Source organism: Desulfomarina profundi (assembly GCF_019703855.1).
GTDB classification, from domain to species: Bacteria; Desulfobacterota; Desulfobulbia; order Desulfobulbales; family Desulfocapsaceae; genus Desulfomarina; species Desulfomarina profundi.
Window position 1 is genome coordinate 2433725 of record NZ_AP024086.1, and the last position, 23154, is coordinate 2456878.

The 23154-nt window shown below is 45.9% G+C and carries 17 protein-coding genes and 2 pseudogenes; 14 read left to right on the forward strand and 5 right to left on the reverse strand.

What is annotated here, in order from left to right:
• Positions 1 to 9 precede the first annotated feature (9 nt).
• From LO777_RS11160 to ugpB, 3 genes and pseudogenes are all read right to left on the reverse strand, one after another.
• Positions 10 to 929, reverse strand: a pseudogene (locus LO777_RS11160) (ABC transporter permease subunit).
• Positions 930 to 934: 5 nt separating this feature from the next.
• Positions 935 to 1824: pseudogene (gene ugpA, locus LO777_RS11165) on the reverse strand (sn-glycerol-3-phosphate ABC transporter permease UgpA).
• 58 nt (positions 1825 to 1882) lie between these two features.
• Positions 1883 to 3214 carry a sn-glycerol-3-phosphate ABC transporter substrate-binding protein UgpB gene (ugpB, locus tag LO777_RS11170; protein WP_228853984.1) on the reverse strand — a complete coding sequence of 444 codons (1332 nt, stop codon included), beginning with the start codon at positions 3212 to 3214 and terminating at the stop codon, positions 1883 to 1885.
• Between the two features lie 690 nt (positions 3215 to 3904).
• On the opposite strand from ugpB, the gene LO777_RS11175 reads away from it, so the two are divergent.
• The 7 genes from LO777_RS11175 to LO777_RS11205 all read left to right on the forward strand — a co-directional run bounded on the left by LO777_RS11175 (position 3905) and on the right by LO777_RS11205 (position 13432).
• Entirely contained in the window at positions 3905 to 5011 is a 1107-nt protein-coding gene (locus LO777_RS11175; protein WP_228853985.1) for an ABC transporter ATP-binding protein, read from the forward strand.
• A gap of 15 nt (positions 5012 to 5026) precedes the next feature.
• A complete protein-coding gene (locus LO777_RS11180; RefSeq protein WP_228853986.1) occupies positions 5027 to 7411 on the forward strand; it encodes an HRDC domain-containing protein in 2385 nt (794 codons plus the stop codon).
• Positions 7412 to 7897: 486 nt separating this feature from the next.
• The gene (locus LO777_RS11185) at positions 7898 to 8872 is read left to right on the forward strand and encodes a TAXI family TRAP transporter solute-binding subunit (protein WP_228853987.1); all 975 of its coding nucleotides are present in this window, start codon (positions 7898 to 7900) and stop codon (positions 8870 to 8872) included.
• Positions 8873 to 8986: 114 nt separating this feature from the next.
• Positions 8987 to 10609 carry an ExeA family protein gene (locus tag LO777_RS11190; protein ID WP_228853988.1) on the forward strand — a complete coding sequence of 541 codons (1623 nt, stop codon included), beginning with the start codon at positions 8987 to 8989 and terminating at the stop codon, positions 10607 to 10609.
• Between the two features lie 308 nt (positions 10610 to 10917).
• Positions 10918 to 11205 carry a Trp family transcriptional regulator gene (locus LO777_RS11195; RefSeq protein ID WP_228853989.1) on the forward strand — a complete coding sequence of 96 codons (288 nt, stop codon included), beginning with the start codon at positions 10918 to 10920 and terminating at the stop codon, positions 11203 to 11205.
• Complete coding sequence (gene trpB, locus LO777_RS11200; protein WP_228853990.1) at positions 11202 to 12419, forward strand: tryptophan synthase subunit beta; 1218 nt, start codon at positions 11202 to 11204, stop codon at positions 12417 to 12419. The genes LO777_RS11195 and trpB overlap by 4 nt, the downstream gene beginning before the upstream one ends.
• 248 nt (positions 12420 to 12667) lie before the next feature.
• On the forward strand, positions 12668 to 13432 hold the full coding sequence (locus tag LO777_RS11205; protein ID WP_228853991.1) for an oxygen-binding di-iron domain-containing protein: 765 nt from the start codon (positions 12668 to 12670) through the stop codon (positions 13430 to 13432).
• A 59-nt stretch (positions 13433 to 13491) separates the two neighbouring features.
• On the opposite strand, the gene gdhA is transcribed toward LO777_RS11205, so the two are convergent.
• Positions 13492 to 14841 carry an NADP-specific glutamate dehydrogenase gene (gene gdhA / locus LO777_RS11210; RefSeq protein ID WP_228853992.1) on the reverse strand — a complete coding sequence of 450 codons (1350 nt, stop codon included), beginning with the start codon at positions 14839 to 14841 and terminating at the stop codon, positions 13492 to 13494.
• Between the two features lie 604 nt (positions 14842 to 15445).
• Between gdhA and LO777_RS11215 the strand changes: the two genes are divergently transcribed.
• Complete coding sequence (locus LO777_RS11215; protein WP_228853993.1) at positions 15446 to 15640, forward strand: hypothetical protein; 195 nt, start codon at positions 15446 to 15448, stop codon at positions 15638 to 15640.
• A gap of 11 nt (positions 15641 to 15651) precedes the next feature.
• On the opposite strand, the gene LO777_RS11220 is transcribed toward LO777_RS11215, so the two are convergent.
• Positions 15652 to 15819: an inovirus Gp2 family protein gene (locus LO777_RS11220; RefSeq protein WP_228853994.1), complete on the reverse strand. Its 168-nt coding sequence runs from the start codon at positions 15817 to 15819 to the stop codon at positions 15652 to 15654.
• Between LO777_RS11220 and LO777_RS11225 the strand changes: the two genes are divergently transcribed.
• The 6 genes from LO777_RS11225 to LO777_RS11250 all read left to right on the forward strand — a co-directional run bounded on the left by LO777_RS11225 (position 15820) and on the right by LO777_RS11250 (position 23144).
• A complete protein-coding gene (locus tag LO777_RS11225) occupies positions 15820 to 16872 on the forward strand; it encodes a hypothetical protein (RefSeq protein ID WP_228853995.1) in 1053 nt (350 codons plus the stop codon).
• The gene (locus LO777_RS11230) at positions 16805 to 18397 is read left to right on the forward strand and encodes a PEP/pyruvate-binding domain-containing protein (RefSeq protein ID WP_228857374.1); all 1593 of its coding nucleotides are present in this window, start codon (positions 16805 to 16807) and stop codon (positions 18395 to 18397) included. The genes LO777_RS11225 and LO777_RS11230 overlap by 68 nt, the downstream gene beginning before the upstream one ends.
• Positions 18398 to 18515: 118 nt before the next feature.
• Positions 18516 to 18971 (forward strand): FecR family protein, encoded by a 456-nt coding sequence (locus LO777_RS11235; RefSeq protein ID WP_228853996.1) that lies wholly within the window; start codon positions 18516 to 18518, stop codon positions 18969 to 18971.
• Positions 18972 to 19002: 31 nt separating this feature from the next.
• Complete coding sequence (locus tag LO777_RS11240; RefSeq protein ID WP_228853997.1) at positions 19003 to 19614, forward strand: OmpA family protein; 612 nt, start codon at positions 19003 to 19005, stop codon at positions 19612 to 19614.
• A gap of 10 nt (positions 19615 to 19624) precedes the next feature.
• Complete coding sequence (locus LO777_RS11245) at positions 19625 to 22573, forward strand: CHASE2 domain-containing protein (RefSeq protein ID WP_228853998.1); 2949 nt, start codon at positions 19625 to 19627, stop codon at positions 22571 to 22573.
• Positions 22548 to 23144, forward strand: a complete 597-nt coding sequence (locus tag LO777_RS11250) for a DUF2284 domain-containing protein (protein WP_228853999.1) — start codon at positions 22548 to 22550, stop codon at positions 23142 to 23144. Before LO777_RS11245 ends, LO777_RS11250 begins: the two co-directional genes overlap by 26 nt.
• The last annotated feature ends 10 nt before the right edge of the window (positions 23145 to 23154 follow it).

Consider the following 23154-nt stretch of genomic DNA (forward strand, 5'->3'; position numbering starts at 1 on the left):
ATCCATGGATTATTTTTCCCGTTCAATCAGTCCTTTGACAAACCAGCGCTGCATGGACAGAACGACAAGAACTGGAGGCATCATCACCATCAGGGCAGCCCCAGGGCCACATTCCATTCTGGCAGGTCATCCGCCTGGGGAATCAGGTCCTGCAGACCGATAACAGCCGTAGTCATATGAGGGTCCGTTGTAATGAGCAGTGGCCAGAGATATTGGTTGTAACCATAGACAAACTCTATCACGATCAGGGCGGCAATATTGGTTTTTGAAAGAGGAAATAAAATCTTTCGGAAAAAAGTCATGGGGCTGGCACCGTCCATTTTTGCAGCCTCACTCAGTTCTTCCGGGACTGTAAGAAAGAACTGTCTGAAAAGAAAGGTACAGGTAGCAGACGCTATCAGGGGCATTATCAGACCTGTATAACTGTCCAGCAGTGACCAGTTGAGAGTCATTTCAAAGTCGTGGCCGACAATCCATGAGACCATGCCGTTGAGATGAAGAGTATCCCATAGGGCCTGAAGCGGGCCAAGGACATTGGCAGCTACTTCATAGGTTGGCATTATCCGAACTTCAACAGGCAGCATAAGAGTGCAGAAAACAGACGCAAAAGCCACCACACGAAGCCTGTAGTCAAAATAGACTATGGAAAATGCACCAAAAATGGAAACAATGATTTTACCGATGGTAATACCGGCTGCCATGATGAAGGAGTTCATGATCTGGGTGCCGAGATTACCTCTTGTCCACGCCTCTTTCATGTTGACCAGAAACTGATCCCCGGGAATAAGCGGTATAGGTACTTTTGAAACATCTTCCAGGGGAAGTGTTGCTGCAATCAGACTGTATATGATGGGAAAACCGACAATTAGAATTCCAACCATCAGAAAAACATAGGTAAAGGTATCGAGTACAGGTGTTTTTTCAACCATGGTAACTATCCGGTATATTGGACTTTTTTCTCTACATATTTAAATTGCAGAACAGTGATTACTATAATGAGAGTCATCAGGACAACGGACTGGGCGGACGAGGAACCGAGGTTCAGACCGACAAAGCCATCCTGGTAGACTTTATAGACAAGGATATTCGTTGAGCCCCCCGGCCCCCCTGGGTGACCGTATGAATCACACCGAAGGTTTCAAAAAATGAATAGATGATATTCATTACGGACAAAAAGAAAAAAGTCGGGGACAACAGAGGAAAAGTAATGGCCCAGAACCGCTTGAAAGGGCTGGCACCGTCAATGGCGGCGGCCTCTATCAGAGATTTTGGAATGGCCTGCAAACCGGCCATGAAAAAGACAAAATTATAGCTTATCTGTTTCCAGGCGCTGGCCATGGTAATCATGATCATGGCATCCATACCGTTCAGTACGGGATTCCAGTCCACCCCCAGCCATTTTTTGATGCCAAGCGCCACAATGCCGTAAGAGGGGTGAAGAAGGAAAAGCCAGAGAATACCTGAAATGGCCGGTGCCACGGCATAGGGCCAGATAAGCAGTGTTCTGACAAGGGCTGTAGCCCGCAGCGCTCTGTTGGCCATGGTTGCAATAAAAAGCCCCAGGGAAATAGACACAGAGGCAACCGCGATGCTGAAGGTAAACGTCGTCAGAATCGACTTGAGATAAAGAGGATCCCTGAAAATCTCAAGATAGTTGTAAAACCAGACAAATCTGCTGCTCTGCCCAAAGGGATCACTTAACAGAAAAGACTGGATCAGTCCCTGCAGTGCCGGCCAGTAAAAAAAAGTCAGGGTAATAACAACCTGTGGCAGAATAAGGAAGTAGGGCAGATAGGATGATTTAAAGGCGGATCGTTTAATCATATTAACAGTTCAGCCGGAGCTCCCGTCTGGAAGCTCCGGCTGTATTTATGCTTGCTCTTTATTTTTTATAGGTTCTTTCAAAGGTTCTCAGCTGGACATTGCTTCTGGCAACTGCATTGTCCAGTGCTTCCTGGGGTGTTTTCTTTCCGTTCCAGACAAGCTCAAGTTCCTCATTGATGATATTTCTTATCTGAACAAAATATCCAAGACGCAGTCCCCTGGAAATTTTGGTGGGGATTGCCCGGTTGAGCTGATCGATACCCACAGTCTGCAGGGGATTTTCCTTATAATATCCTTTTGCCTTCAGATCATTATAGGCATTCAGAGTAATAGGAAAATAGCCGGTTTCCTTATGCCAGTATTCCTGCATCTCATTGCCTGCCAGGAATTTCAAAAATGCAGCCACACCCTCATATTCCTTCTTACTGTGGCCCTTGAGAACCCAGAGAGAGGCCCCACCGATAATGGAGTTCTGTGGGTTTTTCATGGATGCTTCCACAGGAAGGGGTGCCGCATCCCATTTAAAATTCTTCACAGCTTTTTTCAGCTTGGCAATTCCACTGACGGAATCCATATATACAGCCACATGCTGGGCGATGAATTCTGATTTTGGTCCCTGGTATTTCTGCCCACCGTACATGAACCGTTTGTCATCCGCCCATTTTTTCAATCGCTCAATATGACCGACAACAAGAGGATTATTGATTTTCAATTCACAGTCAAGCCCTTCATAACCGTTTGCCCTGCTTGCAAATGGCACGTTGTGAATGGCACTGTAATTCTCAATCTGGACCCAGGACTGCCATGCGGTAACCATCCCTGCGGGAGCAATACCGGCATCTACGATTTTTTTGGTTATTTTTCCAAGTTCATCCCATGTTATGGGTTTCGTCTTGGAAAGAGGTGCGATACCGGCTTTTTCAAACATGCTGACATTATAATACATAATGGGCGTCGAAGAATTAAAAGGCATCGACATGAGATTACCGTCAGCATCCATGTAATAGGAGAGAACAGCCTGGAGATAATTGGACCAGTCAATATTGTAACCGTTTTCAGCCATGAGTTTATGAACGGGATAAATTGCGCCCGACTGCATCATGGTCTGGGTTCCCACTTCAAAAACCTGAAGAATATGGGGTTGTTTTTTTGCTCTGAATGCTGCGACGCCGGCATTCATAACCTCATCGTAGTTACCTTTATTGGTACCGACAACCACATACTCTGACTGGGATTCGTTGAATTTCTTTATCATGTTCTCAACGACTTTTCCCCTGGCGCTTCTCATTGCATGCCACCAGTTGATAGTCACGGGCTTTGCCAGTACTGCTGCCGGGAATGCCAGACTGATACCCACAGCAACACTTACAACCAAACGGTTTAATTTCATAGTGCTCCCTCCTGGAAAAAGAATCTTGTTCACTACCCCCCTTCAAAGGGATAAGTAGTTCCATGAAAATATATTCCCAAATAAACAGGTCAATATTTTCACTGCTTACACCTCAACCCAGCAAAACATAAAATATTCCTGATTGCCAGATAATCTCTCATACCGCCAGTATGAAAAATTCACCTGAGGTGATGTTCAGAACTGTATAACATACCTTTATTGAAAGCAGTCGGCAATAGTTCGAAAGCCAAATTGATTTCGTATATTTCGGAAAAAATGTCTTTTCACCATATTTTACTGCCATATACAAACACTCCAAAAAGTATTTTTTCTTTCTCATTCATAAATATTTCAATAAAAAACAGTTGTGCTCTGTCACTATTTATTGTTTTTTGAACTCAGTATATTGAGTGTCTGTACAGAAATGAGATTTTTTGTTCGAGTTCAGGTAAGCGCAGACTCCGAGGAGCACAGAATAATAAAAAGGGCAGCATATTAGACATATGTGAGCATTTTTATTATTCGTTGCGATGCAGAAATCGGGCAAAAAGGCCATTTATGGACAAACACTATTTAACCTGAATCCGTGTACATCTGAGGGTGATGCACAAAAAATCACGAAACTGTCATGGATTTCAGTTTTTCTTCTTCGAAAAAAAATGTTTCAAAAATCGAAAGGCGGATTTCACAATGACGGTATTGAAATTTGAACATGTAATCAAAAGATACGGCAAAACCGAGGTCATTCACGGGATTGATCTTGAAGTAAGGGACAAGGAGTTCCTTGTCCTTGTTGGCCCTTCAGGTTGTGGTAAATCTACCCTTTTACGGATGATAGCTGGACTTGAAGAGATATCCGAAGGCACTATCTCCATTGACGGTGAAGTCATAAATGAAAAAGCACCCAAGGATCGCGGCCTTGCCATGGTCTTTCAGAATTATGCGCTTTATCCCCATATGAATGTTTACGAGAACATGGCATTCGGACTCAGGCAGCTGAAAACCCCCAAAGAAGAAATCAAACAACGGGTTGAGGAAGTGGCGGAAATCCTTGAGCTGGGTGAACTGCTCAAACGAAAGCCCCATGAACTCTCCGGCGGACAGCGCCAAAGGGTGGCCATGGGCCGGGCTATGGTCAGAAAACCCTCGATTTTTCTTTTTGACGAGCCACTGTCCAATCTAGACGCAAAACTCCGGATCCAGATGCGGGCCGAAATCAAATTGCTCCACCAGCGGGTTCAGTCCACCATGATTTACGTGACTCACGATCAGGTGGAAGCCATGACCCTGGCTGACAGAATAGTGATTCTGAAAGACGGTTATATTGAACAGGTAGGAACCCCGCTGGAGCTCTTTTTAAAACCGGTCAATATCTTTGTCGCCGGCTTTATCGGTACTCCACCAATGAATCTTATTCCCTGCATAATCCGTGGTGATAATAAATCTGCATATCTCGATTTCGGCAACGATTTCAGGATGCCTGTTCCTCCCCTGCCGAGTGCTGAGTTCACCGACGGACAGAAGGTTATCATGGGGCTGCGCACGGAAGAAATCACTATTGCCGGAGAAAAAGATGTCCTCCGGAAGGAATGGATCTTCCCTGGAACAGTGAAGGTTGTTGAACCCCTCGGAAATGAGAATCATCTGCACGTTGCAATGAACGGCGTAACATTTGTTGCCAGATGCGAAGGACGAAAAATCATTCAGAACGGAGAAAAAATAGATGTCGCTTTCAACCTTGAACAGCTCCATATTTTTGATGCCGAAACAACAAGGGTTGTCTATCAGAACGGCTGAGGCGGGACAGGCCCGATGAACGCGACCAATCCCGAACTCGAACTCGCGCGCGAATTCCTTGCAACCACGGACTGCAATATTTTCCTGACGGGCAAGGCTGGAACCGGGAAAACAACTTTTCTGAAAAACCTGAGAAAAAGAAGCCCGAAACGCATGGTTGTCACTGCCCCAACCGGAGTGGCAGCCATCAACGCCGGTGGTGTCACCCTCCATTCCTTCTTTCAATTACCTTTTAGCCCCTTTGTTCCCGGGAGCGAAGCTTTTTCCCAGGGCAACCGCCGCAAATTCAGAAAGGAAAAAGTCAATATTATTAAAAGTCTTGACCTGCTTGTCATCGACGAAATCAGCATGGTACGTTCGGACATGCTGGACGGGGTAGACAGCGTTCTGCGCCAATACAGACGCTCCAGTCTGCCGTTTGGTGGAGTACAGCTGCTCATGATCGGAGACCTCCATCAACTGGCTCCTGTGGTCCGGGAGAACGAATGGAGACTGCTTTCACAATATTACGACTCCCCCTATTTTTTCAGCAGTAACAGTCTGAGGAAGACAGAATTCTACACCATAGAACTACAGCATATCTATCGTCAATCGGACAAAAAATTCATTGATCTTCTCAACAAGGTCCGTGACAACAACCTGGACGAGAGCAGTCTGCAGGAACTCAACAGAAGATACCTGCCCGACACCTCATCGGCGGAAAAAGAAGGCTTCATCACCCTCTGTACACATAACCGTAACGCAGACGATATTAATAGCGCCAGACTGAACTCGCTCATCACCCCAACCCGCAGATTCGAGGCGGAAATAGTCGGTGATTTCCCTGAGCATACCTATCCGACATCCGCCCTGCTGGAACTGAAGGAAGGGGCCCAGGTCATGTTCGTCCGCAACGACAGCTCTCCTGAAAAACTCTATTTCAACGGTAAAATTGGTAAAATCCTCCACATCCGCGGAGAGGAAATTCTGGTCAAATGTCCGGGGGATACCGAACCCATTACCGTATCACCGGAAACATGGGAAAATATCGAGTATAAACTCGACGAGGAAAACGGAGAAATCAAGGAAAACAGAATCGGCGAATTTGAACAATATCCCCTGAAACTGGCATGGGCCATAACCATTCACAAGAGCCAGGGACTCACCTTTAATCACGCCATAATTGATGCCCGGGCCGCCTTTGCCCACGGCCAGGTTTACGTTGCCCTCAGCCGTTGCAGGACCCTGGAAGGTCTGATTCTCAGCTCTCCCCTCTCCGGATCTGCAATCAAAAGTGACCCTGCCATTGCCAGGTTTACCCGTGAAAGCCGGAAAAGCAGGCCAAACCGAAAACTCCTTGAACGTGCAGCAATCCGTTACCAGCAACGGCTTCTGCTTGAATGCTTTACTTTCGACAAACTGCGCTACCTTCTGGGTCGTTTTACCGGCCTTGTAAAAGGCAACAGCAACATTATTCATCTGGCAGGAATCACGGACATACAGGAATTGCAGCAGACGTGTTTTACAGAAATCTGTACGGTAGGTGAAAATTTCGGCCGCCAGCTGCAGGGGTTGTTCCGGGAAGACATACTGCCGACAAACGACAAAGTCATTGTTGAGCGAATAAACAAGGCTTCAGATTATTTCGGAGAAAAGCTGAAATCACTCCTTCTTGCACCAATCGACAGACTTTCAATCGAGACGGACAACAAGGAACTGGGCAAACGCCTCAGGAAATTACATAAACAGGTAAAAGAAGAGGGAAGTGTAAAAGTGGCCGCAGTTGCTGTCTGTGGCCATGGCTTTTCACCAGCAGCTTACCTTCGGGCCCTGTCTGCCGCAGAACTCAACTTTCAGAAGAAAAAAGAGAAAAAACAAACTCCTTTCTATACCGAAGAAGACATTACCCATCCTGAACTTTTCCAGACTATCCGCCAGTGGCGAACGGACAGGGCAAAAAAAGATAACATCGCCCCCTTTCAGATCCTCCACCAGAAGACCCTGGTACAGATTGTCATGCACCTTCCGGAAACCCAGGCTGCCCTGCTCAAAATCAAGGGCATCGGTAAGGTTCTGGCAGAACGGTACGGCGAAGATATCCTTGCAATGGTAAGAACCTATCGGCAAAAACATGGTATTCAATCCCCCACCCTTCCCGAGCCGGGTGGACAAGAAAAATCGAACAAACCCAAAAAAGAAAAACCTGTCAAAAAAAACACCATTGACCTCACCCTTGAACTTTTTAATACAGGCTTGACAGTCCCGGAAATAGCAGAAAAAAGAGAACTTGTCTCCTCCACCATTCATCGACACCTGGCTCAATGTATTGAGTTGGGAAAAATCAGAATAGAACAACTGATGCCCCCTGAAAAAATTAAAATAATCATCGAAGCAATTGAAAAAGCCGAGACCCCCTCCTGAGTGAAATTAAACAGGCCCTTGATGAGGAATACTCCTACGAAGAAATCAGATACGTCCAGGCCCACCTGCAGAAAAGAGAGACCTGACCCTATCCTTTTCCTTCCCTTCTTTGTTTTTCCGGCCAGGTTCGCAACCGGCATGCCCGAACCCAATGGCTCAGCTGCCACAAGCAATAAAAATCCGACTGCGGCCAAAAAACCTTTCGTTATGAATTTTCAGAGAAATCGAACTTCATTGACAATGGCATGCAAAGCCAGACAATATGGACATAATTATTTGAAATTAATTGTTTTTTACCATATAACAACAGAGATTGGTTGACTTATCCTTTTTTATTCAGTACTGTCTTTACCCATCATACAATTGAAGCAGAATTTACTTTCAGACTCTTTGGCGTGTCTTCACGTCATCATTCTGTTCAAAAATTACAGAACATCCCGATAACACAGACACATCCCCAGGCACAAACTCAATCTGGAGGTCATATTGATACGAGCACTGATATTTGGTTTCTTATTGTTCTTCATTCCGATAACTCAAACCTTTGCAGCTTCCATGGGGATTGTGACCGGAAGCACAAAAGGTACTTATTATCAATTCGGACTGAACCTGGCCTCATTGCTGGAGCGCAATGATATCTCCCTGGATGTTTCAGCTTCAAATGGATCTGTGGAAAATATTTATGCCGTCTACAAACGACCCAATACCCAACTGGGCATAGTCCAGGCCGATGTTCTCGCCTTTGTTTCCAGAGTACAAACAGATCCGGTTTTAAAAAAAATCGCTCAAAAAATCAAAATGGTATTTCCCCTGTATAACGAAGAAATCCATCTTGTCGGCCAAAATACTCTTCAGAGCTTCTCAGATCTTCAGGGAAAAAGGGTTGCAATTGGAAAAGAAGGGAGCGGGACCTATTTGACCGCACAGCTTCTTTTCGAAATATCGGGGATTCGGCCATCAGAAAAAATAACGATCGGGACAAATGATGCGCTTCAAGCCTTGAAGGAAGGTACAGTTGATGCCATGTTCTATGTAGCTGGCTATCCTGTAAAACTTCTCAGCAGCGAAATAACAGCTGAAGACAACCTGTCCCTGCTGTCAATACTGGACAAAGAGATCATCAACTTCTATCCCCAGACAACGATCCCTGCTGAAACTTACTCCTGGCAGCAGGAAGATGTCCCAACTGTTGCCGTCAAAGCAGTGCTTATCTCCTTTAATTTTCGCTATGCCAACTGTCAGAATGTTGGTCGGGCAGGTCAACTGATCTATGAAAACATGGACTGGTTAAAGCAACACGGTCACCCCAAATGGCTTGCAGTTGACCTCAATTACCCATTGAAAGGCTGGCAGCAATATGATTGTGTAAAGAAAAGGCTCGTGCATTCATCCTTTGTGCCCAATACAACTGATGAGGTGAATCCTGTTCTTCAGGCGATTAAAGGGGTTCTTCAGGAGTAAACTGCTTTTTCAATGTAGTATTTGAAATAAAACCACAAAACCGTCACGGATCCGGGAGAACTTCCAGCAGATAATGCTCTACATTTTCAACAATGTGAATTATTAGTATTTCCCATGTATCTTGAATTCTATCATCTCAACAGAGCTCCTTTTCAGATCTGCAACGATCCTGAATCTCTGTGGGAAGGAAGGAATTACACCTGTTCCCGGGATATTATCAACTACTGTCTGATGAATCCCGGTAAGACAGGTCTCATTACAGGAGATACCGGAACAGGCAAAAGTTATACAGTTCACGCTATACTGAAATCCATGGACCGGAATATCTCAACCGCCATTATTTCAAATATTGATTTCAGTGTTGAGGATTTCTACAATCAGGTGAGGTATGCCTTTCAACTCCCCTCCCAAATGGGCAATCGTCATGAAATCATAAAATTTTTCCATAAACGGGCTACGGAGAACTTAAAAACCCTGTTAATTCTGGATGAGGTTCAACTCCTTTCCCGGGAATTAACCACCGAGATAATCCAGCTTGCAGAGATGCAGAACACCGACCCGTTCCGGCTGAGTATCTGCCTGGTAGGTCAACCGGGGAATTCAGCGATTGAAGAGTCTGCCGATATCCGGTACCATTTCGTCCCACTTTCGCTGGATAAAACAACCCGATACCTGAGACACCGCTTACAGGTTGCCGGTGCCACCCGAGAGATTTTCACCAGGGACGCTATTTCAGCAATTTACAGGTTCTCCAGAGGCTATCCCGTCATGATTAATGCCCTCTGTGACCTGGCCCTGTACTTCGGGTGCGGTGAGCAGAAAATAATTATCGATGAGGCTGTAATCCAACAGACTATAAGAAAATTTCATTTTACTGAAAAGCAGAAAAACAGCGCTCCACGAAACACAAGAAATGTCATACTATCAAAGAAAAAAGCCCCACTCTCCCGGAAAAAACCCACACCGGATACAGCGGAAAAAAATCAGAAAACCAAACATTTTTTCTTTAAATTCTGTATTGTTACCTTGTTACTGCTCCTGCTGGTCGAAGGAGGTTATATGTACTATAAAACCAATCCGAGATTAGCAGATGACCCATCAACCCGATTAAACACCACTGAAACCCCCTCCCCTGTCAATGACATAAAATCGCCTTTGGCACCTGCACATCAAAACAGTGATTATGACGCAATAGGATATCCATCAGAAAATCGTCTGGAAAAAAATACCGTGGTCGTAACAGCAGCTTCATCCTTCCCCGCCGACAGCATCCTGGAAAATGACCGGAAAAAATCTGAACCCAAACAAATTAACAGTTTGAATCTAGGTACAAAAGCAAGTGAAACAGATGCTGTTGCAGCAAATGAAACTCCTTTCAGCAAAATTCAGCCAGCAAGTACAGATCCTGTAAACCCAATAGTTCCGATTCCTGAAACCAAAGCAAAACCGCAATCAGGCAGTATTCCCGTCCCACGATCAGATCCCAAATTAAATCTTGTACTCAAGCAAAAAAGGAACATCAAAAAGAAAAAAATTCAAACAGAAAAAACTGCCAACACTCTCCCTGAAAAAATAGCGGAAAAACGTATGAACAGGACAGCCTTTACCCACCGCCGTCCTGTTTTTGCTCCCAACCCCTCTCCTCCCAAGCGGATAAAAAAACATCCCCCTCCCCTGAAAAACAGTCTGTCCACACACAAAAAACACCAAAAATCCAGCCAAACCCTCTGGATCTGATCGACTGGTTATTGAAAAAAAAGCACAAGCAATAAAACAGGGTGTGCCCCCGGTCGGTTTTGCAAATTCTGCCCCGTATTTATTATCAGTCCAGGCAACGCCATCTTCTACACTATTTCGGCAGTAAATACAGGTCACTACAATTTACCGCCGAAGACTTTGAAGCAGACGCCTCCTGAAATGATGAGAAACGCGGGCTATCAATTCTCCAACCTGGCAGAGTTTCATGGGTAATCAGCAAATTAATTCTGTTGTAATTTTTTCAAGCATACTTTATATGTTTCTATCAATAGAAACCAAAAGGACTTATGGATGCCAAGAAAGAATTGATGCGGATAGTAGCAGAGCTGAAAGATGTGGATGACATGGAGCAGCTGTGGACCGAACTCCTCACACCAAAGGAGCTGGAAGCTCTTTCTCTCAGGTGGCAGCTCCTCAGGGAACTGCACAAAGGAGAGCCCCAGAGGGCCATTGCAGCACGACACAAAATCAGCCTCTGCAAAATAACACGGGGATCAAAGATACTGAAAACAACAAACTCGGTTACTTTGAAACTTCTCAATAAATATTATTCGAAAAAAGGACAAAAGAGATGAGTAACGATATTAAAAACATGGCTATGCCGGATGAAAAGGGCTATTTCGGTGAGTATGGCGGTAGCTTTATCCCTCCTGTACTGGAATCGATATTGAATGAGATTACAGCAGCCTACACCGAAATTTCCAAAGATCCGAGTTTTCATGAAGAACTCAACAACCTCTACCAGGATTACGTGGGCAGGCCCAGTCCTATCTTTTACCTGAAAAATCTCTCGGAAAAAATCGGTGGCGGCAAAATTTTCCTCAAACGTGAAGACCTGAACCACACGGGTGCCCATAAAATCAACCATTGCCTGGGAGAGGCCCTTCTCTGCAAGAAAATGGGCAAGAAAAAGATCATAGCAGAAACCGGCGCAGGGCAGCATGGTGTGGCCCTGGCCACCGCCGCAGTCCTTGTCGGTCTTGAATGTGATATTTACATGGGAGAAATTGATATCGTCAAAGAACACCCGAATGTCATCAGGATGAAGATTCTCGGTGCCAATGTCATACCCGTTGACCGGGGAACCAGGACCTTGAAGGATGCAGTGGATGTTGCCTTTGAAGCCTATCTCGAAGACCCTGTCAACCAGCTGTATGCCATCGGTTCCGTTGTTGGCCCCCATCCGTTTCCCATGATGGTCAGGGATTTTCAGTCAGTTGTCGGCCGTGAGGCCAAAAAACAGTTTCAGGAACGCTATGGCAAGCTACCGGACAACCTCGTAGCCTGCGTGGGTGGCGGCTCAAATGCCATCGGTCTGTTCAGTGCCTTTCTGGAAGATGAAGACATCTCCATTTTTGGAGTTGAACCGTCCGGCAGAGGTTTTGATGACGGGGACCATGCGGCAACCCTGACAAAAGGATCACCCGGTGTCCTCCATGGATTCAAGTCATATCTCCTTCAGGACGAAAACGGTGAACCACTGCCTGTCTACTCCGTTGCCTCAGGACTGGACTACCCGGGTGTTGGACCGCAGCACAGCCTGCTGAAGGATATCGGCAGGGTACAGTATGTAACAGCCAGCGATAAGGAAGCAATTGATGCGCTGTTTGAACTGTCCCGCACCGAGGGCATTATTCCGGCCATTGAAAGTGCCCACGCCATGGCTTTTGCAGAAAAGCTGGCAAAAGACCTCAGCCCCGATCAGACTATTCTCGTCAATCTGTCGGGAAGAGGTGACAAGGATATAGACTTCGTCGTTGAACAATACGGCAAAGATTACGGTCTGTAAGAGAAATAAGTACAACTCAATCCTCCCTGACCCTTTCGGAAACCACGACGCGTTTCCTTAAGGGTTTCTTTTTTCACCTCGCCCATTTATGGATGCCTTGGAAAATACGAATTTTCGTTCGAGGTCAAAGAACAGGAGAAAAGGCAATTTTTCATGGTGGTCTTATATTTTTCTTGAATGGTCCAGCAGCGATGAGTAGACTTATTTTATAGTATTCCTTTCATTTCTTAAATTCTCACGAGGGCGCCATGTCAATTGTTCTGTATGATGACGGAAAACATAAATGCATTAAATTTCATGACCTTACTGATTCGGGAGAAATACAGTCAAACCAGTTTCTCATCCTGGACAACAGGAGAGGACTGCTTCTGGACTGCGGAGGATATCGGGTCTACCGTGACCTGCTGGGAGCGATTGCTCACTTTATTCCCGCAGGCTGTCTCGATTATATATTTCTCTCTCACCAGGATCCCGATATAGGATCCGGCCTGAACCTGTGGTTGCCCATCTGCAAGGCACAAATCATGATTTCTGCTCTCTGGAGTCGCTTCATTCCCGCCTTCTGTGTCCGTGGGCTCTCGGAAAAGAGAGTGATGACCATTGACGATTCAGGAATGCGCTTTCAGCTTGGTGAAAGTCAGCTCATGGCAGTTCCTGGTCACTTCATGCACTCTCCTGGTAATTTTCATCTCTATGACGAAACAGCAAAAATCCTCTTCACCAGCGATCTTGGCGCATCAATCAATCCGGAGAAGGAAAAAATTACAACAGTCGAAGAGTTTAAAAAACATATTTCGTTTATGTCAGGATTCCACAATCGGTACATTCCAAGCAATCTTCTCTGTCGTAAATGGGTGGAGATGGTTCGGCAGCTGGACGTGGAAATGATCGTACCCCAGCATGGCGCACGGTTGTGCGGAAAAGAAGTTGTTGAAGAATTCTACAACTGGGTTGTGCAGGAAAAAACAGCGGCTGATGACTTTGCCGAGAACCTTTTCAAGCTTCCGGTGTAACAAAAAAAACACCCGGATTTACGGTTATGCGTAAATCCGGGGATAATTCAGGCAGTAAATTACACAACTCCCTGATCAATCATGGAGTCAACAACCTTTACGAACCCGGCAATATTGGCACCAGCCACGTAGTTTCCGGGCTCACCATACTGCTCGGCAGTATCCATACACATCCTGTGAATATTTTTCATAATGTGTTTCAACCTGTTGTCCACTTCATCCTTGGGCCAGTTCAGCCGCATGGAATTCTGAGACATTTCAAGGCCTGAAACAGAAACGCCTCCTGCATTTGCAGCTTTACCAGGACCATAAAGGATCTTGTTGTCCACAAAGATTTCAATACCTTCATGGACAGTCGGCATATTAGCTCCTTCACAGACCACGTAGACACCATTGTCAATAAGATGCTGGGCATCCTTGCCATTGATTTCATTCTGAGTGGCACTTGGGAAGGCGCATTGGGCCTTGTGCTCTTTCCACATGGGATTGTGATCCAGTTCATGATCCACAGGTACAAATACGGCATCCGGGTAGGTTTCAACATACTCTGATACTCTGCCCCGCATCACATTTTTCAGATACATGATATGCTCAAGCTTCTCTCTGTCGACACCCTCTTCATCATAAATATAACCTGAAGAATCAGAAAAGGTAATCGGGGTGGCCCCCAGGTCAAGCAGTTTTTCCATGGTGTACTGGGCGACATTTCCGGAACCGGAAACAAGACAGCGCTTGCCTTCCAGATTCTCTCCCCTGGTGGCAAGCATTTCAGACGCGAAATAGACACTGCCATATCCCGTAGCCTCGGGACGAATCAGGCTGCCGCCCCAGTTCAGGCTTTTTCCGGTAAGAACCCCGGTAAACTCATTGGCAAGTTTTTTATACATCCCGAAGAGATAGCCGATTTCACGGGCTCCAACACCGATATCTCCGGCAGGAACATCCGTATTGGGGCCAATATGGCGAAAGAGTTCAGCCATAAACGACTGACAGAAACGCATCACCTCTGTATCCGATTTTCCCTTGGGGTCAAAATCGGATCCACCTTTTCCACCACCCATGGGAAGAGAAGTCAGTGCATTTTTGAAAACCTGTTCAAAGGCCAGGAATTTCAGAATAGACAGATTCACGGAGGGATGAAAACGCAGACCACCTTTATAAGGGCCGATTGCGCTGTTCATTTCAATACGAAAACCACGGTTCACCTGAACCTGTTTCTGGTCATCCATCCATGGAACCCGAAACATGATAACCCGCTCAGGTTCAACAATCCGCTGCATGATGTTTTCATTCCGATACAGCGGGTTCTGATCCAGAACCGGCATTACTGATTCGATGACTTCGGTTACCGCCTGATGAAATTCCTTCTCGTGGGGATCTCTGTCGGTTACAAAGTTAATATTGTCCATCTTCCATGTTCTCCAATAGTAAAGATAGTAAAAGAAACGGACTTATTCCGCTTCTCTGTTAACGAGCATAACTGAACCGCACAGTCCAGTTGCAAAAGACGTAAATTATGTAAAAATGAAAAAGTGATAAAAAAAGGAAAAGAAAGAAAAAAGGAGAAAGACCTTCCCCTGGAAAGTGTTTTCCGGATGCAGTTGTTCCGGACGTGTTTTTCCGTACTATCGGTTGCGGAAAACCCGATATGAAAATCACTAGTGACGTTCCTGCAAATAGTTCGTCTGTCCACCGTCCCCGGCCTTGAACTGATAGTGTAATTTCCGCTTAAGTGACTGTTTGTTTCAACAACCTCACTGATTCAGACAGTCACTTGATTTTTTATAAAAGCTGTGTCTACACAAATTACAATTTGTTTACAATCGTTTTTTTCAACAATTTGAAAATAATTTTCGAGCAAAAAACAATCCAGGCTAATCAACTGATATTATAATATTTTTTAAAGACATTCTTCCCGGTTGCCCTCCCCCTCTTTTTCGGCTACCATGATGTTCAGGAGGATCTCGGGAAAACCTCCTGAATTATCATATCAAAAGAGGTCTCAACTGACAAATGACACAACACTATTCCGCAAGTCCAGCCGCTTCCCGTTTTAAACTTTTCCATGAACTCATGCAGCACAAGGTGCGGCATATTCTCCTTATCTCCACCCCCTATGAAGCGTGGATCATGGAACAGGACTGCAGGCTGTCAGAACAGATTGTCCATGAATACAGCGGGCTGAACTTGAGTCATCCCCCCGGCTGACCTGGGTTTCTTCAACTGAAGAGGCACTCACCGCCTGCGAGGAGGGCAAATTTGATTTTGTCATCATTATTGCCCAGGCAGTCAGTGATAAGATCGTCAATATAGGCAGAGCCATCAAGGAAAAACATGATATGGTGGTGGTGGTGCTCACTCACCAGGAAACCCCGCTTAAATCCCATATGCTGACAGATGGATCCCAGAGCGCCATCGACCGTATTTTTTTCTGGACAGGGCAAGCGGATATCCTGCTGGCAATCATCAAATGCATTGAAGATCAGTTCAATGTCCTGGACGATATCAACTGTGCGGATGTGAGGGTCATTCTCTTTGTGGAAGACTCTCCCTTCTACCTCTCGGCACTGCTTCCCATTCTTTATAAAGAACTGGTCAAGGAAACTCAGGCAGTCATTGAAGACAGCCTCAACCAGGAACACCGGCTTCTGACCATGCGAGCCAGACCGAAAATCCTGCTGGCCCACACCTTTGAACAGGCCATGGCTCTTTATGAACAGTTCGAACCCAATATTCTCGGTGTAATTTCCGATGTTCGTTACCCACGAAACAATAAACATGACGGTGAAGCGGGCTTACGTCTTCTGAAACATATCAAAAAGGAGCGGTTTGATATCCCCCTGCTGCTTACGAGTTCGGAACCCCACAATGCCGCCCGTGCCGCATCCATTCCCGCACCGTTCATCGATAAAAATGCGCCGTTTCTCAACAGGCAGATCCGTTCCTTTCTTCTCAATCACCTGGGGTTCGGTGAATTTACCTTCAGAGACCCACAGGGCAATATCCTGGCAAAGGCCGACAGTCTCCACAGCCTGGAACAGAAAATGCAGGAAATACCCATTGAATCCTTTATCTACCATAGCCAGCGGAATGATTTTTCCCGGTTTCTCTACACCCTCACAGAAGTGGAACTTGCAGGCAAGGTAAGACCCATGCGCCATACCTCCTTCGAAACGGTGGAAATGCTCAGACAGCAACTGGTACAGATGATCAAGGAACAACGGATGCAACGCCAGAGGGGAGTTATCGTTGATTTTGACAAGAAACGGTTTGACCCTGATACGGAATTCACCAAGATCGGCAACGGCTCCCTGGGGGGAAGGCAAGGGGCTGGCGTTCTTTTCTGCCATGCTGCACCAGCACAGGGATCTGATGGAAGGTTTTTCCAATGTGGAGATCTCGGTCCCCCAGACCCTGGTACTCACCTCAGACGGTTTTGATGCCTTCATCGAGCTCAACGACCTGGGAGACCTGGCCAAGGAAGAGATCAGTGATGAAGCCATTACAAAGCAATTTCTCGAGGCCCGTTTTCCGGAACCGTTCCGTTCCGACATCCAGGCTTTTCTGAAAGTTACCTGTTACCCGCTGGCCGTCCGCTCTTCCAGTATGCTGGAAGACGCCCAGTTCAAATCCTATGCAGGACTTTACCATACATACATCCTGGCCAACGACCACCCGGATGACCGGTGCCGTCTCAACCAGATGCTTACTGCCATTAAAAAGGTCTATGCTTCCACCTATTTCCGGGCCCCGAAAGCTTTCAGCAAACGTGTCGGCAACAGAGTGGAAAGTGAAAAAATGGCGATTATCATTCAACGCGCAGTAGGCAGCCGGTATGGAGACTATTTTTATCCCGCCCTATCCGGGGTAGTCCAGTCTCTCAATTATTATCCCTTTTCCCGGATGAAAACGGAAGACGGTATTGCCTCCATAGCTCTGGGACTCGGCAAGGCCGTCATGGAGGGAGAAAACACCTTGAGATTCTCACCAAAACATCCGGAAATACTTCCCCAGAGGTCCACTGTTGAAGATATCCTGAAGGGTTCACAAAAGAAATTTTACGCCATCACCATGAATGACCCTGACCCACAAAAGGAGATTAACGATTCAAATACCCTCAGCAGAGTAGCGGTTCATTCGGTTACTGATCATTATCCTGTACGTTTTTTTTCCAGTACGTACAGTCCTTCCGAGCACCGTATCAGAGATTTTTATTCAAAAAACGGGCATCAGGTCATTACTTTTGCCTCTCTGCTGAAATATAACACCATCCCGTTTACTGAAATCCTGAACACATTACTCACTCTTGGCAGGGAAAAGCTCGGCTGTGCTGTGGAAATTGAGTTTGCCCTCAACCTTGCCACCAAACCTGAAGAAAAAAACCGGTTTCATGTCCTGCAGATTCGCCCCATGAGTGCCAGAGAGGAAACGCTTAAAGTCAAAATCACAGAGAAAGAGGTGGGCAGTGCTTTCTGCGTGTCGAACCGGGGACTGGGCAATACCGTTAACCGGGAAATGTGTGATATTATTTATGTCAGGCCGGAAAACTTTGACCCGGCCAAAACCACTCAGATTGCAAGGGAAATCGGTGAAATCAACAGCGAACTTACACGGTTGAACAGAAAATACCTGCTCATAGGTCCGGGGCGCTGGGGCTCTTCGGACCATTGGCTCGGCATCCCTGTCACCTGGGAGGATATTTGTGGTGTCGGCAGTATCGTGGAAACCGTCCATAACCGCATCAATGCCGAGCCATCCCAGGGTTCACATTTTTTTCATAACCTGACGACACTGGGTATAAACTATCTCAATGTAGACCCAACCCGGGGAGAAAAACTTGACTATTCCTGGCTTGCGACTTTTACGTCCCGTACTGAAAGCGAATATGTCTCGCATATTCAAACAGAAACAGTGTTCACCCTGAAGGTGGACGGCCGTACCGGCCGGGCTGTAATTTTCGTCTGAACAGGCAGATTACACACAAATATTCCCCGAGAATTTTTTTTTCTACGGAGTCAACACATCTTTGTGTTAGTATGATTGTACCATCTTGACGCAATCATTTCTGACAAGGACATGGCTCATGAAACTATTCTTCTCACTGGTCTCTTTTTTTCTTTTTCTTTTTCTTTCAGTCCAGACCTGCCCGGCCCGGATTGATCCACCCGTCGGTATCGTAAAAACAGTAACAGGAAAAGCGTACGTCACTGACAAAACCAGAACTTTTACAGTTCAGCTCGTACCGAATATGAAGATCTCAAAAGGGGATCTCATCAAAACCGAAGCGGACTCATCCGTCGGTCTCATCTTTGAAGACGACACGGTGATGTCCCTTGGACCCTACAGCGAGATTACAATTGAAGATTTTCTTTTCGACCCCGTCAACAGCAAACTGGCCTTTGTGGCGAGAATGATCCACGGAACCTTTTCATTTATCAGTGGTCAGATCGCCAAACTTGCACCCAAAAAGGTCAAACTTGAAACCCCGGATGCAACACTTGGAATACGGGGAACAAAACTGCTGATTACAGTAAACTGAAACAAAACTTGCACACTTCCAGACAATTATCATGAATAAAAACAGACTGTTAAAGACAATTACCATTTTTCTGCTGCTCCTGCTGGTCATGTCGGGATGTGCCCGTAAAACAACCGTAATTCTCCTCCCAGACCCGAACGGCAAAGTGGGACATGTTGTTGTCAGCAATACCGCGGGTTCTCTTGAAATCAATAAACCTGGAGAAGCAGCAACCATTGCCGGACATGAATCACAACCGACTTCACCAGGGATACTCTCTGCCACCGAAATCGATGAAAAATATGGGCAGATTCTTTCTGTCCTCCCCGCTCCACCAAAGCACTTTATTCTTTATTTTTACCGGGATTCCACCCAACTGACGACACCTTCACTTACAATAATGAAAGCCGTTCTTACAGCAATAAAGGAGGAAAAATCCCAGGATATAAGCGTGATTGGTCATTCGGACACAGCGGGTGACCGAAAGTATAACCTTCTTCTCTCCACACGAAGAGCCCAGGCCATTGCAGAACTTCTTGCTAAAAACGGTATAAAACGATCCAGGATAAATACAACTTCTCATGGTGAAGAAAATCCGTTGATCAAGACCGCTGACAATGTCAGTGAACCAAAAAACAGAAGAGTAGAAGTTATTGTCAGATAGCTTTTTTCTCATGAAGAAAATTCCCGCAACTGCCGCTCCATCTTCAAACAACACTTCTCTGTTTAAAACACTGCTGCTGAACAGCATGTTGCTTATTTTTGTCCTTTCTGCCGGCTACCTGTTTTCACCGGGGATTATCAAATCACTCAGCCTCAAAACAACTGATATTATTCTCTCAAATGTAAAAAACAAAAATCATCCCCTGGAAATTCTGGTTGTTGATATTGATGAAAAAAGTCTGAAAAAATACGGCCAGTGGCCGTGGCCACGGTATCGAATGGCTTTTTTACTGGAAAAAATTTCTGCAGGTGGTGCAAAAAGTATCGGCATAGACATTCTTTTTCCCGAAAAGGACAGAACGTCACCGATTATCTGGCAGAAAACTCTGGAAGAAGATTTTGGTCTGTCCATTGATATAAGCGGCCTCCCGGAAAAATACCTCGACAATGACATTCTCCTGGCAAAAGTTCTGTCAAACGGCCCTTTTGTGACCGGATATGAGTTTCTTTTTAAACGGACAAACGGATCGGGACACAACTGTAATCTTCAACCGGTTTCACTGATGCTGAAAAAAACAGCATCCGGCCGGCAACCAGCCTTACATCTCCTGGAAGCAAAAGGAGTTATCTGCAACTGCATTCCCCTCAATACAACAGTCCCCCTGTCGGGTTTTCTGAATGGTGCTCCGGATTTTGATGGTTTTTTCAGAAGACTGCCCCTCTTGGTACAATACAATGGCAGACTCTACCCGTCATTCACTCTGGCCATGCTCATGCAGTTCAAAGGAGAAAAGGTTATAACAGTCAAAAAAAGCAGTACCGGTATTGTCACTCTTTTTCTTGGCAATTTACGCATTCCAACCGACGATCGGGGCAACTTCCTTTTGGGTCCTCCTGTTTCAAATGGAAGAAAAAACATCCCGGCCATCGATATACTCGAAGATCGCTTCTCCCCCGATCTATTCAATAATAAAATTGTCATCGTGGGATCAACCGCTTCGGGCCTGACGCAATACTACCCTACCGTCTTCAGAGCCGATATGAGCCTGCTTGACCTGCATAAATATTCATTGGACTCCATCCTGGCAAAAACACCCACAATACGGACACCACTTTTTAATCTGTATGAAGTCGCCACTGCAATTGTTCTTTGCATGATATTGCTTGCCGGTGTCGTCATACTCGACACTTTTTTCTCAACAGTTCTTTTCCTGCTCTGTCTTTTCTCATGCTGGCTTGCCGCCATACTTGTATACCGGACCAGCGGTTATCTCTTTTCCCCATTCTTTCCGACAATATTGCTGATCATTCATTTCAGCCTGCTGCACCTGCTCAGGTTCAGATATTTCCAGATAAGGGCAAAAACCGAGACCAGGGAAACATTCTCCCTGCTGCAGGACAGGGAAAAAACCCTTCGTTCAATTCTTACAACCATACCGGATATCATTTTCCGATTGGATCAAAACAACCGAATAACTTTTATCAGTCATGCCATCACAGCCTACGGACTGTCCCCAAAAACACTCACAGGTCAGTCTATTTTTGACTTTATTACCCCGGAAGATCACGAAAAGGCAAAAAAACGGCTCAATGAACGAAAAAAGGGCGACCAAAACCTGCTGGAAATGGAACTCTGCCTGCTCGTTACACTCAAAAACAGTCCCGATGGGGAAAAAAAACGACATTTCAATATTTCAGCAGAAGGCATTTATGAAGGGCAAAACGGAGATTCTCAGGTCTATGTCGGCCTGCAGGGAATAGCTAGAGATGTTACGGTCCGTAAAAAACTTGAAATACAACTCCTGCAGGCCCAAAAAATGGAAGTTATTGGAAATCTTGCCGCCGGGATAGCTCACGACCTGAACAATATCCTCAGCGGACTTGTCAGTTACCCGGATCTGTTGCTGCTGGAGGTCCCCAAGGATGGTTCTCTTTATAAAAAAATTGCCATTATCCAGAAATCCGGACAAAAAGCTGCAACTATTGTCCAGGATCTCCTTGTTCTGGCCAGAAGGAGCGTCAGCACGGATACAGTCTGCAATATCAATATAATCATTGAAGACTATCTCAATTCACCGGAATTCGGGCATATCATTTCCAGTTATCCGAAAATTGATATTGTCCGCCAGCTTGACGGGAACCTGAAGAACATCCATGGATCCGATGTTCAGCTCTCCAAAGTCATAATGAATATGCTGATAAATGCCACCGAGGCAATTGCAGACAGTGGAAAAATATCCATAACTACGGCAAATACTCTTCTGCGAAACGCTTTGAACGGTTATGAAACTATCCCACCGGGCCTATATGTCTCGGTTTCCGTTTCTGACAGTGGCACCGGCATCCACCCGGAAGACCTTGACAAATTGTTCGAACCGTTCTTTACAAAGAAAAGAATGGGCAGAAGCGGTACCGGTCTTGGAATGACCATAATCTGGACCACGGTAAAAGACCATGGCGGTTATATTGATATCCAGAGTACCCAGGGTGAAGGAACGACCCTGACCCTCTATTTTCCTGCCACAGACCATGTTGTCCCACCCGGAAAAAAAGAACTCGTTCTGGAAGACCATACCGGAACTGAAACCCTTCTGGTCGTCGATGATATCAAGGAACAGCTCGAAATCGCTACCAATATGCTCACCAGACTGGGTTACCATGTCCTCACCGCGTCAAGCGGAGAAGAAGCCATAAAAATAATAGAAGATACGAAAATTGATCTGGTTATTCTTGATATGATCATGCCCTCCGGTCTTGACGGTCTTGAAACCTACGAAAAAATGATCCGTATCCGGCCTGGCCAGAAAGCGATCATTACCTCCGGCTTTTCAGAATCTGATCGTGTCAGAAAATTGCAGCAGTTGGGGGCAGGAAAATATCTGGCCAAGCCCTATACCATGGAACAGCTCTGCATTGCCATTCGAGAAACCCTGGATGCAAGAACAAGAGAAAACACATAATACACTCATCACCTTTGCCCTGCAGTCAGGGGCAACAAAAGCGGCAATTCTCCCTGCCGGAAGTGTCAGGGTGGAAAACAGGCTGGCATCTTTCTGCCATAGCCCCAAATGTCCATACTGGGGTCAATCCGCCAGTTGTCCTCCCCATGTCTCAGGCCCCTCCGGGTTCAGAGAAATGCTGAAAACCTGCTCCATTGTCCTGGTTATCCGCCTCGAAATCGACTCATCTTCTCTCCATGGAGAAGAAAGGCCCTTTGTCATGCGCCTTCTCCACGAGACAGTGGCGAAAACTGAACAAAAGGCAGCAGAACTTGGTTTTTCAGGGGCACGCGGGTTTGCTGGAGGATCCTGCAAACCAAGTTTCTGTGGAGACAAAGAAAACTGCCGGGCAATTGAAAAAGGCAGTTGCCGGTTCCCGGAACAGACCCGTCCTTCATTATCAGGCTACGGTGTAAACGTTGGAAACCTGATGAAAGACGCGGGCTGGTCTACCGATCTCTTCAATCATGAAGACGATCAGAAAGGCCGCCTCGCCTGGGTCGCCGGCCTGATCCTGCTGCCTGAAAGCTGATCTTGACTTT

What these genes read in the sequence shown, in the direction of transcription:
- ugpB (WP_228853984.1), bottom strand. Translation starts at nt 3,214, where the DNA reads ATGAAATTAAACCGTTTGGTTGTAAGTGTTGCTGTGGGTATCAGTCTG.
- LO777_RS11175 (WP_228853985.1), top strand. Translation starts at nt 3,905, where the DNA reads ATGACGGTATTGAAATTTGAACATGTAATCAAAAGATACGGCAAAACC.
- LO777_RS11180 (WP_228853986.1), top strand. Translation starts at nt 5,027, where the DNA reads ATGAACGCGACCAATCCCGAACTCGAACTCGCGCGCGAATTCCTTGCA.
- LO777_RS11190 (WP_228853988.1), top strand. Translation starts at nt 8,987, where the DNA reads ATGTATCTTGAATTCTATCATCTCAACAGAGCTCCTTTTCAGATCTGC.
- LO777_RS11195 (WP_228853989.1), top strand. Translation starts at nt 10,918, where the DNA reads ATGGATGCCAAGAAAGAATTGATGCGGATAGTAGCAGAGCTGAAAGAT.
- trpB (WP_228853990.1), top strand. Translation starts at nt 11,202, where the DNA reads ATGAGTAACGATATTAAAAACATGGCTATGCCGGATGAAAAGGGCTAT.
- LO777_RS11205 (WP_228853991.1), top strand. Translation starts at nt 12,668, where the DNA reads ATGTCAATTGTTCTGTATGATGACGGAAAACATAAATGCATTAAATTT.
- gdhA (WP_228853992.1), bottom strand. Translation starts at nt 14,841, where the DNA reads ATGGACAATATTAACTTTGTAACCGACAGAGATCCCCACGAGAAGGAA.
- LO777_RS11215 (WP_228853993.1), top strand. Translation starts at nt 15,446, where the DNA reads ATGACACAACACTATTCCGCAAGTCCAGCCGCTTCCCGTTTTAAACTT.
- LO777_RS11220 (WP_228853994.1), bottom strand. Translation starts at nt 15,819, where the DNA reads ATGGGATTTAAGCGGGGTTTCCTGGTGAGTGAGCACCACCACCACCAT.
- LO777_RS11225 (WP_228853995.1), top strand. Translation starts at nt 15,820, where the DNA reads ATGCTGACAGATGGATCCCAGAGCGCCATCGACCGTATTTTTTTCTGG.
- LO777_RS11230 (WP_228857374.1), top strand. Translation starts at nt 16,805, where the DNA reads ATGGAAGGTTTTTCCAATGTGGAGATCTCGGTCCCCCAGACCCTGGTA.
- LO777_RS11235 (WP_228853996.1), top strand. Translation starts at nt 18,516, where the DNA reads ATGAAACTATTCTTCTCACTGGTCTCTTTTTTTCTTTTTCTTTTTCTT.
- LO777_RS11240 (WP_228853997.1), top strand. Translation starts at nt 19,003, where the DNA reads ATGAATAAAAACAGACTGTTAAAGACAATTACCATTTTTCTGCTGCTC.
- LO777_RS11245 (WP_228853998.1), top strand. Translation starts at nt 19,625, where the DNA reads ATGAAGAAAATTCCCGCAACTGCCGCTCCATCTTCAAACAACACTTCT.
- LO777_RS11250 (WP_228853999.1), top strand. Translation starts at nt 22,548, where the DNA reads ATGCAAGAACAAGAGAAAACACATAATACACTCATCACCTTTGCCCTG.